The 11,674-nt window shown below is 70.4% G+C and carries 16 protein-coding genes; 5 read left to right on the top strand and 11 right to left on the bottom strand.

The genetic code is table 11. The features are described from left to right. Together ADK60_RS16020 and ADK60_RS16015 are read left to right on the top strand one after the other, a co-directional pair. A partial coding sequence (locus ADK60_RS16020; RefSeq protein ID WP_159400454.1) for a hypothetical protein occupies nucleotides 1–437 on the top strand: 437 nt, incomplete at its 5' end. A 306-nt stretch (nucleotides 438–743) separates the two neighbouring features. Beyond that, nucleotides 744–1,121 (top strand): hypothetical protein, encoded by a 378-nt coding sequence (locus ADK60_RS16015; RefSeq protein ID WP_053646696.1) that lies wholly within the window; start codon nucleotides 744–746, stop codon nucleotides 1,119–1,121. Nucleotides 1,122–1,228: 107 nt separating this feature from the next. Here the strand turns inward: ADK60_RS16015 and ADK60_RS16010 are convergent, their stop codons facing one another. The 6 genes from ADK60_RS16010 to ADK60_RS15985 form a co-directional block, all read right to left on the bottom strand. Continuing rightward, nucleotides 1,229–2,353 carry a methyltransferase domain-containing protein gene (locus tag ADK60_RS16010; protein ID WP_053646694.1) on the bottom strand — a complete coding sequence of 375 codons (1,125 nt, stop codon included), beginning with the start codon at nucleotides 2,351–2,353 and terminating at the stop codon, nucleotides 1,229–1,231. Next, complete coding sequence (locus ADK60_RS16005) at nucleotides 2,350–2,694, bottom strand: MvdC/MvdD family ATP grasp protein (RefSeq protein ID WP_053646692.1); 345 nt, start codon at nucleotides 2,692–2,694, stop codon at nucleotides 2,350–2,352. Before ADK60_RS16005 ends, ADK60_RS16010 begins: the two co-directional genes overlap by 4 nt. Before the next feature lies 1 nt (nucleotide 2,695). Next, complete coding sequence (locus ADK60_RS16000; RefSeq protein ID WP_053646690.1) at nucleotides 2,696–2,956, bottom strand: hypothetical protein; 261 nt, start codon at nucleotides 2,954–2,956, stop codon at nucleotides 2,696–2,698. Between the two features lie 72 nt (nucleotides 2,957–3,028). After that, nucleotides 3,029–3,856, bottom strand: a complete 828-nt coding sequence (locus ADK60_RS15995; protein ID WP_053646689.1) for a helix-turn-helix domain-containing protein — start codon at nucleotides 3,854–3,856, stop codon at nucleotides 3,029–3,031. A gap of 115 nt (nucleotides 3,857–3,971) precedes the next feature. Continuing rightward, entirely contained in the window at nucleotides 3,972–4,532 is a 561-nt protein-coding gene (locus tag ADK60_RS15990) for a DUF3995 domain-containing protein (protein WP_053646688.1), read from the bottom strand. Between the two features lie 135 nt (nucleotides 4,533–4,667). Further along, the gene (locus ADK60_RS15985) at nucleotides 4,668–5,603 is read right to left on the bottom strand and encodes a MerR family transcriptional regulator (RefSeq protein ID WP_053646687.1); all 936 of its coding nucleotides are present in this window, start codon (nucleotides 5,601–5,603) and stop codon (nucleotides 4,668–4,670) included. Between the two features lie 237 nt (nucleotides 5,604–5,840). On the opposite strand from ADK60_RS15985, the gene ADK60_RS15980 reads away from it, so the two are divergent. Both ADK60_RS15980 and ADK60_RS44830 read left to right on the top strand, forming a co-directional pair. Continuing rightward, on the top strand, nucleotides 5,841–7,664 hold the full coding sequence (locus tag ADK60_RS15980; RefSeq protein WP_053646685.1) for an alkyl/aryl-sulfatase: 1,824 nt from the start codon (nucleotides 5,841–5,843) through the stop codon (nucleotides 7,662–7,664). 85 nt (nucleotides 7,665–7,749) lie between these two features. Beyond that, nucleotides 7,750–8,016 carry a hypothetical protein gene (locus ADK60_RS44830; protein ID WP_159400453.1) on the top strand — a complete coding sequence of 89 codons (267 nt, stop codon included), beginning with the start codon at nucleotides 7,750–7,752 and terminating at the stop codon, nucleotides 8,014–8,016. A 12-nt stretch (nucleotides 8,017–8,028) separates the two neighbouring features. Here the strand turns inward: ADK60_RS44830 and ADK60_RS15970 are convergent, their stop codons facing one another. The 4 genes from ADK60_RS15970 to ADK60_RS15955 all read right to left on the bottom strand — a co-directional run bounded on the left by ADK60_RS15970 (nucleotide 8,029) and on the right by ADK60_RS15955 (nucleotide 10,103). Continuing rightward, nucleotides 8,029–8,490 (bottom strand): hypothetical protein, encoded by a 462-nt coding sequence (locus tag ADK60_RS15970; RefSeq protein ID WP_053646682.1) that lies wholly within the window; start codon nucleotides 8,488–8,490, stop codon nucleotides 8,029–8,031. Nucleotides 8,491–8,570: 80 nt separating this feature from the next. Continuing rightward, on the bottom strand, nucleotides 8,571–9,398 hold the full coding sequence (locus ADK60_RS15965) for a helix-turn-helix domain-containing protein (protein WP_353651752.1): 828 nt from the start codon (nucleotides 9,396–9,398) through the stop codon (nucleotides 8,571–8,573). Next, nucleotides 9,395–9,907: a DUF6879 family protein gene (locus tag ADK60_RS15960; RefSeq protein WP_045941129.1), complete on the bottom strand. Its 513-nt coding sequence runs from the start codon at nucleotides 9,905–9,907 to the stop codon at nucleotides 9,395–9,397. The genes ADK60_RS15965 and ADK60_RS15960 overlap by 4 nt, the downstream gene beginning before the upstream one ends. Next, a complete protein-coding gene (locus ADK60_RS15955; protein WP_053646680.1) occupies nucleotides 9,891–10,103 on the bottom strand; it encodes a hypothetical protein in 213 nt (70 codons plus the stop codon). The genes ADK60_RS15960 and ADK60_RS15955 overlap by 17 nt, the downstream gene beginning before the upstream one ends. 190 nt (nucleotides 10,104–10,293) lie before the next feature. Here ADK60_RS15955 and ADK60_RS15950 point away from each other — a divergent pair, with 190 nt between their 5' ends. After that, the gene (locus tag ADK60_RS15950; RefSeq protein ID WP_053646678.1) at nucleotides 10,294–10,764 is read left to right on the top strand and encodes an NUDIX domain-containing protein; all 471 of its coding nucleotides are present in this window, start codon (nucleotides 10,294–10,296) and stop codon (nucleotides 10,762–10,764) included. Between the two features lie 62 nt (nucleotides 10,765–10,826). Here the strand turns inward: ADK60_RS15950 and ADK60_RS15945 are convergent, their stop codons facing one another. Continuing rightward, a complete protein-coding gene (locus ADK60_RS15945; RefSeq protein ID WP_053646676.1) occupies nucleotides 10,827–11,426 on the bottom strand; it encodes an SMI1/KNR4 family protein in 600 nt (199 codons plus the stop codon). Nucleotides 11,427–11,674 lie beyond the last annotated feature (248 nt).

Here is an 11,674-nt window from a genome sequence, read left to right as displayed (position 1 = left end):
AGTGGGTCCAGGGCCGCAGCACTTCGGACGGCTGGATCGAGTTCCCCGCCGAGGGCGTCCGCGTCCTGCGCGACGGCGGCCACGACCTCGGCACCGTCACCGCCGGCACCGCGAGCCTGAACGCGCTGCACACCGTCGAGGCCCGGGTCTCCGGCGAGGCACGGGTCCAGGGGATGCTCTCCGTCGGCGGCGGGATGAAGCTGAGCCACGACGGTACGCGGATGTTCGTCACCATGCCGGACCGGATCATCTTCTCCGCGATCAGCGAGTTCAAGAAGTGGGTCAGCATGGAGCGGGGCCTGACGGTCGGCTTCCAGACCGGCACCTTCTCGGTCACCAAGGAGGGCGGGTTCCTGACCCACGGCTGCGACGTCCAGTTCCAGCAGGGAACGGTGTCCGTCTCCAACGGCAACCCGCCCCAGGTGCGGTTCATCTAGCGGAGCGACGCGGGCGCGTCCACAGGGTGTTCCGCCGTCCCGGCCGGGACGGCGGAACACCGGGTGGAACATCGTTCGGCTGCGCGACGACGTGGACGACCGTCCCCGGCGAGGACGGCTTCGAGCTCGTCGAGGCCCGAGCCGACGAGCCCCCGCCGCGCGGCCGGACCGCCGCCGGACGGAGAGCTACCCAGGAACCTGGGATATCGCCGCACCGGCCGGGGCCGAAAGGATGCGGTCCACGGCGTCGGCCACCGAACGGGTGCCGGGCGCCGGTGATTCCGTCTCCCGAAGGAGCCTTCGTCCATGAGTCCTCGCCGACCGGCTGCCGCGGCGGCCGCCGCGGCCGTGCTGGCCCCGCTGCTGGCCCTGACCGCCGGAACCGCGCATGCCGCGCAGGATCCCGCCGACCTGCCCGGACCCATCCGCGTGCAGGCCCCCGCCCCCGACTTCACGACGATCCCGCCGAACGCCACACCGCAGCAGTTCACCCGGCGCGGCCAGTGCATGGCCGCGTACAACGTCAACTACTGGGTCGGCGGCATGCCGTTCGCCGTCACCCAGCTGAAGCTCTGCCTCAGCGCGCAGTCCAGCCTCGCGCACGGTGCGCAGATCTTCTTCCCCGGTGACGTGAACTACCTCCCGGCCGACGGCGTCCCCGTCCCGTTCCCCGTCGTCCCCTGACCTGCTCCCGGCACACCGCAGGGCGCGCACCACCCGGCAGACCCCGGTACTCCGTCCGGTCAGCACCTCGGCCCGGCCGTCCACCGACCGGCGGTACCTACCCGTGCTCAGAGGAGCCAGGCCGTCGTCCCGCCGTCGGGCGCGGCGAAGCCGACCGTCTGCGGGCCGTCGGCGCGAACCGTCAGGGTGAGCCACTCGCGACGGGGCCGGTGGTGGCGCCGCCAACCGTTCCAGGCGGACTCGACGAGCTGCCAGAGGTCGCGCGGCCCGCTCGTGGTCACGGCGGACGGACGGCCCGGGTGGTCCTCGACGCGGGCGGTCGAGCCGTCCGCCGGGTCGTGCAGCGTGTCGCCGTCCCGGAGGACGGTCCGGGGCAGGCAGAGGCCGGCCCAGAAGGAGAAGGCCTGGTCGTCCAGGACCCGGGCACCGACGACGCTCGTCCGGCGTCGGCCCGTGACCTCCGTCGGGAGGCCGGGGCTCGCCGTTCTCCCGCCCGCCCGCAGGGGCATGAACGCGGCGGGCCGGTGCAGGAACCGGCCCGCCGCACCGCCGCCGGGCAGCTTGGTGAGGCAGGCGACCGCGCCGCCGCCGAGCGCGTTGCCGACCGGCGCGACAATCACCCCACCGGTCACGCACTGCTCCAGCCAGGCCGTCGGTACGCGGCGCACGGCGCAGGTGGCGATGATCCGATCGAACGGCCCGCCCGCCGGGGGCGTGCCCGCGCCGTCGGCCCGCAGGACGGCGGGCTCGAACCCGACCCCGCGCAACCGCTCCCGGGCCGCGTCCACCAGGCGCCCGGTGCGGTCGACGGTGGTGACGGTCGCCGCGCCCGCGAGGTGGCAGAGCAGCCCGGCGTTGTACCCGGTACCGGTCCCGATCTCCCACACCCGGTCCCCGGGCCGGACGTCGAGCGCGTCCAGCATCTCCGCCATCAGCCCGGGCGCGGTGGACGAGGAGGTGGCGTCGCCGTTGACCCCACCGTCCGGCCCGTCCTCGGCGTGCACCCCGTCCACCTCGGTCACCAGGACGTCGTCCGCGTACACCGCCCGCAGCCACTCGTCGTTGTGGCCGCGCGTCGGAACGTACTTCGCGCCGTCACGCCGGTAGAAGGCCGGGACGAACGGATGCCTCGGCACATTGAGGAACGCCTCGACCACCCGGGAGGAGAGCACGGACGCCCCGCGCTCGACCTCCCGGGCCAGCCTCACCCTGGCCTCGATCTCCGTCGTCATGTGCTGCTGCCTTCCAGGTAGTCACAGACGGCGGCGGTGATGGGCAGTCCCGTCGCCTGTTCGACGAACCCGTACTGCCCGTTGGGGTTCACCTCCAGGAACACCCACCGGTAGTAGACGGAGCGGACCGCGGCCAGATCCAGCACGCGATGGCCGGTGGCGACCGTCCCGTGCCACCCGTCCGGCCCGTCAAGGCCGGCCGCGACGGCCAGCCTCGACGGGAACCATGCCGTGTCCGCCCGGAAGACCGGCACCGCACGCCGGTTGAGTTCCTCGATCACCAGATCGGCGGTCGGGTCGAACGTCCCCGTGATCACGAGGACGGCTCCGGAGTCGGACATCTCAGTCGTTGCTGCTTCCGGGGTCGTCCGGCGCGTCCATCTGGCCGGTGGGCTGCGTCGGACCGTACGTCTTGGGCGGGTTGCTGGTCATGTGGACGCCGGGTGGCAGACCCGCATAGGTGCAGGTCTGCGTCACCTCGTCGTACCCGAGGTCGGACGCGAGGATGCCTCCGGCACCCGTGACCGGGATCAGGAACCGGAACGCGAACGGACTCGTCGGCCCGACCAGTTCGTCCAGCACCGGCAATGCTGCGGTGGACATGGATCTCCCTCACCTTCTGCCCGCCGAATTCCGGCGGGCGAGTTTCACGGTAGGGGCGGATCCACCGGGGAATCAGGAGGTTTCTCGTTGCCGCAAGAACTCGTCCCGGAGCTGCGCGAGCATTTCGCGCATCGCATCGCCTTCGAGGGACACCTGCTCGAATCGCCGGAAGCGCGCCAGGTAGAGGTCCACGTCCTTGGGATCGGTGGTGGAGATCTCGGCGTGCGGGATCTCCACGATGACGAGCCGACTGTCGTAGACGATGAAGGAGGAGGAGCTGACCTCCGTCATACGTGCGGAGAGCGGCACTACTCGAATGTGCACGTTCGGAAGCCGGGACAGAGCCGTGATCCTGTCGAGCTGAAGCGCCATCTCCGCCGGCGGGAGGATCAGCCAGCGCAGGACGGACTCGGTGATCAGGTAGTGGAAGGACTTCCGGGGTTCGAATAGCACGGACTGCCGTTCCAGCCGGGCCGCCATGGTGCGCGCCAGGACGTCGGGCGTGAGCCCCTTGGGCGCGAGGACGGCCCGGACGTACTCCGGGGTCTGGCAGAGACCCGGAACGCAGGAGGGCTGGAACACCCGCTGCACCTCGGTCTCCGCCTCGACCGCGCGGATGCTGTCCTGGTGGTGATGGAACCCCGCCCGCCGGAGGAACCGCCAGGCCACAGCCTCGGTCGCCTCGCGGCGGGCGGTTTCGACAAGATCGGCGCGCACGGCGTCGGAAACGCCGATGGCGGTGAGGATCCGCTCGACGTCGATGGTGGAGGGGATGGCCTTGCCGGTCTCGATCCTGCTCAGCTTGGACGGGGACATGGCGGCGCCACGGGCAACCGCCTTGGCCTCTTTCCCAGCCGCCTGGCGGAGATTCCGCAATGTGCCGCCGATGTCGTTCTCCATCCCAGCAATGCTCCCGATTCCCGCTGGTGAATGGCAAGCGCGATGTCTTGCGGCAACGCGAAATCGGGGCGGTGCGCAGGAAGTCGGGCGGGCCGACTTCCTGCGTGCCTGTGTCTCAGCCGATGCCGGTGGCAGTCGAGGCCAGGGAGAGGAGGAGGGCGCCGAGGGCGCCAGTGCCAGCGAAGCGGCGGCCGCCGGGGTGGAGGAGGCGGAGGTAGTGGGCGGTCGCGGCGGCGAAGGCGAGGCCGCCGGCGATGAACCACGGGCCCCACAGGTAGAGGTACCAGCGGGTGAGGCCGGCCAGGTCGGGGTCGACGGTCGCGGCGCCGGTCTCGACGAGGATGCCGTGGACGACGAAGAGGCCGCCGTGCCAGATGAGGAGGACTGCCGCGCCGCCGCCGCAGAACACCAGGGAGCGGCCGGCCGTACCGCCCCGGAGGCGCGTCAGGCCGAGGCCGATCGCCGCCCCGAGGAGCTTGAGGAGGCCGGTCACCCACAGGACGGCCAGGAACCACGGCACCCGGTCCTGGGCGAGCCGCACCAGCTCGGGCGCCACCGTCGACCGCGCGCCGAAGGTGCTCCCCATCGCCCAGAGGAAGCTGGGGATCGCGAACAGCACCCCCCACACCGCGACGGCGTACCCCCATCGCGTGCCCGTACCGCTCTTGATCGACATGGATCCACCGTGGCAGTACGACAAGCAGAGGGGCCTCGTCCGCGTGGACGAGGCCCCTCCCCCTCGAGAGCCACACCGCGCTGTCCTGCGCAGGAGGTCGGGCGGGCCGACTTCCTGCGCAGGGCCACCGGGCGCCTAGGAGCTGCGGGCGCGCAGGGCGTCCGTGAACCAGCCGAACACCGGTGCCAGGCTGGGCGGGACGGGCCACCCGTTGATGACCGACAGCAGGTGCCAGTAGCGCTCGGCACGCGGGTCGCCGGCGATCTCCAGCCGGGCCAGCAGCCAGTGGCGCAGTGAGGCATCGTCGGCGCGGTCGAAGGTCTGCGCGTACAGCGCGGTCAGGGCGTCGACGACGGCCGCGGCCTCGGGCGAGGCCGGATCGAGGCCGGCGTCGAGCGCGCCGCCGACGCGGTCGCGGACGGCCTCGGTGAGGTCGTGGTGCAGGCCGGTGCGGTCGCCCCGGGCGCGTTCGGCCGCCTGGTACTCCGCCATCCTGCGGACGGCGGCGCGGAAGTCGGGGTCCTGGGTGAGTTCGGCGAGTTCCACCCAGGCCTCGACCTGCGAGGGTTCGGGGTCGTCCGGCAGTTCGGGCACGGCAGAGCGCATCATGTCGACGAACTCGGCGTTGGCGTCGAGGCCGCCGAAGGTGTCGTCGACGAAGTCGGTGATCAGGCGTCGGCGTTCGTCGTCGGAGAGCTTTGCGAGCTTGTGCATGAGGTCCATTTCCTCGGGAGTGGAGTCGCGGGCGGCCACCGCGCGCAGCACCGCGCGGCGCAGGCGGAGGACGCGGATCTGCACCTCCAGGGCGTCGGCGTGCGCGGCCGCGACCTCGGGCACCGAGACCTCCCGGTCCAGTACCTGCCGGACGGCGGCGAGGTCGAGGCCGAGGTCGCGCAGGGTGCGCACCAGGTCGAGACGTGCGAGCGCGCCGAGGTCGTAGAGCCGGTAGCCGGCCGGGCTGCGGTCGGTCGGCGGAACGATCCCGGAGTCCGAATAGAACCGGATGGTCTTGACCGTCAGCCCGGTGCGCCGGGCCAGGTCGCCGATCGTGAAGAGCGTGTCCCCGTCCATGCCCCTACTCTCGCGTCTCCCCCTACGGGAGACTCAAGGCCGCCGGCCGGGAAGCACTCGTCCGTCGGCGAAGGCTCGCCGGGGCCGTCCCGTGGCCGCGCGCCCGTTCGCCGCCCTCGCCGTGCGCGATCCTCACCAAGGCCGCAGACTTCCCAGGGGTGCCCGCGGCATTCCCGAGCCCGTCAGGGGGCCGCGCCAGGTCCCTGACTGCTGCTGATCGGATGATCGGAGCGACACATGAGTCACCTGCCCTCGTTCGAGGACACCACCGACTTCGAGAACGCCGACCGGGGCTTCCTGGGGGCGCTGGTGCCCGCCGTGGTCAGGGCCGCGGACGGGCGGGTGGTGTGGGACAACGACGCCTACGACTACCTCAGGGGCGAGTGCCCGGACACGGTCAGCCCGAGTCTGTGGCGGCAGGCGCAGTTGTGCGCGAAGCAGGGGCTGTACGAGGTGGCGGAGGGGATCTACCAGGTCCGGGGGCTGGACCTGTCGAACATGACGCTGGTGGAGGGCGAGCGGGGGGTGATCGTGATCGATCCGCTGATCTCCACCGAGTGCGCCGCCGCCGCGCTCGCGCTCTACCGCGAGCACCGCGGGGAGCGGCCGGTGACCGGTCTGATCTACACCCATTCGCACGGGGACCACTTCGGCGGTGCGCGCGGGGTGCTGCCCGAGGGGAGCGAGCGGGACGTGCCGGTGATCGCGCCGATCGGGTTCCTGGAGCACGCGGTCAGCGAGAACGTCTACGCCGGCAACGCGATGACGCGGCGGGCGATGTTCATGTACGGCGACCGGCTGCCCAAGTCGCCGGAGGGGCAGGTCAGCGCCGGGCTGGGGATGACGACCTCGACCGGCACCGTCTCGCTGATCCCTCCGACCGTGGACGTCACCCGCACCGGGCAGGAGGAGACGGTGGACGGGGTGCGGATCGTCTTCCAGCTCACCCCGGGCACGGAGGCTCCGGCGGAGATGAACTTCAACTTCCCGCAGCGGCGCGCGCTGTGCCTGGCGGAGAACGCCACCCACAACATGCACAACATCCTGACCCTGCGGGGGGCGGTGGTGCGCGATGCGCGGATCTGGTCGCGCTACCTGGACGAGGCCGTCGAGTTCTTCGGCGACAGCTACGACGTGGCGTTCGCCTCGCACCACTGGCCGACCTGGGGCCGGGAGAACGTGGTCGAGATGCTGACCCAGCAGCGCGACCTGTACGCCTACCTGCACGACCAGACGCTGCGGATGCTCAACTCCGGCCTGACCGGCGCGGAGCTGGCCGAGGAGATGCGGCTGCCGCCCGCACTGGAGCAGGCGTGGCACGCGCGCGGCTACTACGGCTCCCTCAGCCACAACACCAAGGCCGTCTACCAGCGCTACCTCGGCTGGTTCGACGGCAACCCCGCCCACCTGTGGGAGCATCCCCCGGTGGAACTGGCCACGCGCTACGTCGAGTTGGCCGGCGGACCGGAGGCCGCCCTGGCCAAGGCCCGCGGCTACGCCGCCGACGGCGACCTGCGCTTCGCGGCCACCGTGCTGAACCACGTGGTCTTCGCCGATCCGCAGAACCACGCCGCGAAGGAGGAGTTGGCCGGGGTGTACGAGCGGCTGGGGCACGGCAGCGAGAACGGCCCCTGGCGCAACTTCTACCTCATGGCCGCGCTGGAACTGCGCCAGGGCCCGGGCACCATCGAACTGGACACCAGCGCCGGGATGGCGATGGCACTGACCACCGAGATGCTGCTCGACTCCGTCGCGGTGCGCATCGACGGCCCCAAGGCGTGGAACGACGCCCTCACCGTCGACCTCGCCCTGACCGACGAGGGCAACCGCCACCGGCTCACCCTGCGCAACGGGGCCCTGACCCACCGCGCTACCCCCCTCGGCACCACCCCCAAGGTCACGTCGGACCTCACCCTGACCCTCACCAAGCCACAACTCCTCGGCCTGCTGGCCGGCCAGGGCCTGGACGGCGTCCGGAGCGAGGGCGACCCCGCCGTCCTCGGCCGCCTCTTCTCCTACGTCTCCGAGCCCGACAAGTCCTTCGCCATCGTCACCCCCTGACGGGACCGACGGTGACGAACTCCCCCGTCTGGAGACCCAGCTGCCTCGCGTCGACGGCGCCCGCGGCACCGTCCTGATCCTGCTGATGCGCACAGCCCGGGACGCCCCGTCGTCCGCCATGCTCAAGCTGATCCGCCGCTACGCGAACAGCTTGCCCGCCCAGGTCGGACGCCTCGCCCTCGCCGGCGTCCGACCAGCCCTCGCCGCCCTCCTCGCCCGCACCGGAGTCACCGCACAACTCGGCGACAGCGCCGTCGTCCCCACCGAACCCGCCCTTCTCGCACCCCTCGACCACGTCGCGGCGCAAGCCCGGCAGTGGATCGCTGCCGAGTCACAACGGCCCTCCCAGTGACGGTCCTGACCGTCAGCCCCGGCGGCTCGCCGCGTTGCGGACGCGGCGGGTGCGTCCCCGCTCGGCGAGGAGGCCGAGGGCTGCGGGGGAAGTGACGGACCGGGTGGTGGTGACCGTGCGCTGGAACCAGTCGGACGCGGTCAGCAGTTCTTCCTCGGTCCAGGGCTCGTCCAGGGCGAGGGACCTGAGCAGGGTCCACTCACGCAGGCGCCGGACGAGGAAGGCGCGGCCGCCGACGACTACGGCCATCATCTCGGCCCAGGCCGGAAACCCGGGTCCGGTCAGCTGCTCGGCAGCCCGGCGTTCGAGGTGCTGGTTCACCGCGGCCTCGGCCATGGACTGGTCCTCGTCGCGAAGGACGGCGGCCAGCAGGTCGGCCTCCTCCGCCTCGGCGACGCTTTCCAGGGCGCGCAGGTACTGGGCGTAGCGCCGGTGCTCGGGCGGTTCGGAGTCGTCGATGGGCGAGCTGTTCATGCGGCCATCACATCATTGAGGACCGGTGCTGCCGCCAGCGGTCGGCGAAGGGGACCTCGTGGGTCTCGGCCGTCCCGGGTCTACCGAGCAGGCAAGTACTCGTCCCTGATTCCTTCGACGGCCGCACGCATCGGGTCGTCGTAGACGGCCACAGCGGCGAAGCGGTCGAAGGTCTCCCGGTAGGTCCTGAGGTCCTTGGGGTCCCGGGTGGTGATCTCCGAGTGGAAGGTTTCCACGATGGCGAGGCGGTCGTCGTGGAGGCTGAAGCAGGTCATCGGGAAGTCGGGCATCCGAGCGTTCTGAGGGAGCAGGCCGACGGCCACGTTGGGGAGTCTGGAGAGCGAGACGAGCCGGTCCAACTGCACGACCATGACCGACGCGTCGCAGATCCTCCACCGCAGCACGTGCTCGCAGACCAGGAAGTGGAAGGATCGGCTCGGGTCGTGGAGTGCCTGCTGCCGGGCCAGCCGAGCAGCGGTGGTCCTGATCCGCGACTCCTCCGACAATTCGGGCAGGAGGTCAAAGACCGCCGAGATGTATTCCAGCGTCTGGAGCAGTCCGGGAACCAACTGTCCCTGAAAGAGCCTGAGCTCGGTCGTGCGCTGCTCGATGGCCTGGATCGCCTGCTGGTGCTTCCAGAACCCCGTGCGGTGGATGAGCCGCCAGGCGGTCTCCTCCGTTGCGGCGACCCGGGCCTGTTCGAGGAACTGCTCCTTGGCCGCCGCCGACACACCGAGTGCCGTGAGGATGAGGTCGACGTCCACGACGCTCGGGAGCACCTTGCCGTGCTCGATCTTGCTCAGCTTGCCCGGAGACATGGAGGCCCTACGGGCCACGGTCTCTCCGGTGAGTTCCGAGGAATGACGCAGGGCTCGTAGGGCCTTTCCGATGTCCTCTGCAGCGCTCAAGGCCGGTGCTGCCGCCAGTAGTCGGCGAAGGGGACCGCATTCGTCTCGGCGATCTGCTGGTAGCGGCGGTATTCGGGGGCTGCCTCTGCGGGGAGGCGTTCGGCACCGATGAACTTGCCGTCCGTCGTGTAGTGCATGCGGTAGACGTCGGTGTCGTCGAAGAGCCAGAAGTCGTGCTCGGGCAGCCCGGCCACCGGACGGGCTGCCCGGTCGATGATGCCGATGGTCTCGCCCGCCGTGATGTTTCCAGGGTAGGCGGAGAGTTCGTAGCGCAGGTAGTCGGTGAGCGGCGAGGTGAGGACATGGACGCGGGAGACGGTCTTGCCGAGGTCGGTCATGGACCGGACCCACGGATTGTCGGACCACTCCGGGGGCATCGCCTCGCCGGCCAGGAAGGCCGCGAACTCCTCCGCTTCCTCCTCCACGTCGTAGAGGTCCAGCGTCTCCAGCCGGAACGCGGTGTGCTGGAAGCTCTCGAAGAGCCGGCCGAATTCAGTTCCGTCGAGCACGGAAGTAGTCCTCCAGGATGTTCACGGGCACACGGACGACGCTCTCGCCCTGGGGAAGGTCGATCTGGGCGAGCTGCTCGGGGTCGGTGACCACATAGCCCTGCACGAGGAATGCGGTGTTGTCCTCCGTTTCCCACAGCGTCGGGCAGGTGCCGCTCTTGCAGTCCGAGTCGCCGGACAGCTTACGCAGAGCCACTGTTCCTCCTCGTTCCGTTGTCGAGATCGATGGTTCATGCTCGTCCTACCGAAAGGCAAGGGCATGCGCTTTCCACTACGGGAAAGCCGAGTGGTGCCTCAAGCATCCGGACCGCCCGCGCCCACCGGGGTGCGGCGGGGGCGCGCGGCAGTGTGGGACGCCGACTGGCCGGTTGAGGAGAGTTGATCACTTGGCACGCACCGAGTTCTACGATGACCCCGGCGCGCCCGTGCCGAATCGGCTGGTGGTTGCGGCGTCCGCCGTGGTGACCGATGGGGAGGGGCGGGTGCTGCTGCAGCGGCGGGTCGACAACGGGCTGTACGCGTTGCCGGGTGGGGCGATGGATCTCGGGGAGTCGCTGCCGGGAGCCGCTGTTCGGGAGGTCCGGGAGGAGACGGGGCTCGAGGTGGAGGTCACCGGGATCGTGGGCACGTACACCGATCCGCGGCATGTGATCGCCTACTCGGACGGCGAGGTGCGGCAGCAGTTCAACATCTGCTTCACCGCGCGCGTCACGGGTGGGGAGCTCCGGATCTCCGACGAGTCGACCGATCTGCGGTTCGTGGCGCCGGAGGACATCGGCAACCTGCCGATGCACCACACCCAGCAGCTACGGCTCCGGCATTTCCTGGAGCACCGGGCGACTCCGTACCTGGGGTAGGTGCGCAGGAAGTCGGAGAGTCCGACTTCCTGCGCACCGGGGGGTTCCACCGAACGGGTCGGCTACTCCCAGGGGTTGTTGCCCAGCTCCCAACTCGCGGCCGCGTCCTTGTTGTGCAGGAACCGCGGGTCCGGCATGCCCTGGAGCGAGGAGTCACTGATCGGGCACTGCGGCCACTCGTCGCGCAGCATCTTGAGCAGGAACTCGGCCATGCCGCACGGGTACACCGACCATTCGAGATTCATCCGCGAGTACACCGCGACCGGCCAGCGGTCCGGGTCCGGGTCAGTCGTGATCCAGCACAGAGTGTCGGCGGCGCCCGTCTCGCCCCAGATGAGCAGGTCCTCCAGCCGGTGCCGGCCCCTGTCGGCGGGAGCCCATCGGTTCACCGCGAAATCCGCGAGCGCTGCTTCCGAGAGCCTTGAGAGTGTTCCGAACCGCAGCTCGTCCGAGGTGGCAGGGATGTCAACGCCGACCATCTCCTCGATCGAACCGTTGCCGAAGGCCGCGACAAAGGCCCGGTAGTCGGCCGGGAAGGGCGTTCCGTGGACCTTCTCCGCCGCAATCCAGTCGACAATGTCCCCACAGGTGGGCCCGACGCACGACAGAACCTCTCCGAGGCTCGCCATGGCGGCAATTGCGGCGGACTGGTCGTCACTCACACTACGGCTCCGATCGGGTCGGGGCGCCCTCGCCCATTGGCGCCATTGTCCGTCCTCGGCGGCGGGGGGGCAGAGTGGGTTGGTCAGGGGCTCAGGACGAAGCGGCATACGCGTCTGTGCACAGGAAGTCGGAGGGGCCGACTTCCTGCGCGGATGCTCCTATAGACGTCAAGTTGCGGGAGCAAGGTCGGTTTGCGTGATTTGTTCGGTTGGTGTGCTGGTGAGCACGCGGTAGACCTCGCGAGCGA

The sequence above is a fragment of the Streptomyces sp. XY431 genome (genome assembly GCF_001279805.1).
GTDB classification, from domain to species: Bacteria; Actinomycetota; Actinomycetes; order Streptomycetales; family Streptomycetaceae; genus Kitasatospora; species Kitasatospora purpeofusca.
Note: the sequence above shows the minus strand (reverse complement) of the source record. Positions and strands in the feature narration are given on the sequence as shown.

Bases quoted from the DNA above. Each gene is read 5' to 3' on its own strand.
- ADK60_RS16005 (WP_053646692.1), bottom strand. From the start codon at position 2,694: ATGTCCGACTCCGGAGCCGTCCTCGTGATCACGGGGACGTTCGACCCG.
- ADK60_RS15995 (WP_053646689.1), bottom strand. From the start codon at position 3,856: ATGGAGAACGACATCGGCGGCACATTGCGGAATCTCCGCCAGGCGGCT.
- ADK60_RS16010 (WP_053646694.1), bottom strand. From the start codon at position 2,353: ATGACGACGGAGATCGAGGCCAGGGTGAGGCTGGCCCGGGAGGTCGAG.
- ADK60_RS15970 (WP_053646682.1), bottom strand. From the start codon at position 8,490: ATGAACAGCTCGCCCATCGACGACTCCGAACCGCCCGAGCACCGGCGC.
- ADK60_RS44830 (WP_159400453.1), top strand. From the start codon at position 7,750: ATGCGCACAGCCCGGGACGCCCCGTCGTCCGCCATGCTCAAGCTGATC.
- ADK60_RS15985 (WP_053646687.1), bottom strand. From the start codon at position 5,603: ATGGACGGGGACACGCTCTTCACGATCGGCGACCTGGCCCGGCGCACC.
- ADK60_RS15980 (WP_053646685.1), top strand. From the start codon at position 5,841: ATGAGTCACCTGCCCTCGTTCGAGGACACCACCGACTTCGAGAACGCC.
- ADK60_RS16000 (WP_053646690.1), bottom strand. From the start codon at position 2,956: ATGTCCACCGCAGCATTGCCGGTGCTGGACGAACTGGTCGGGCCGACG.
- ADK60_RS16015 (WP_053646696.1), top strand. From the start codon at position 744: ATGAGTCCTCGCCGACCGGCTGCCGCGGCGGCCGCCGCGGCCGTGCTG.
- ADK60_RS15990 (WP_053646688.1), bottom strand. From the start codon at position 4,532: ATGTCGATCAAGAGCGGTACGGGCACGCGATGGGGGTACGCCGTCGCG.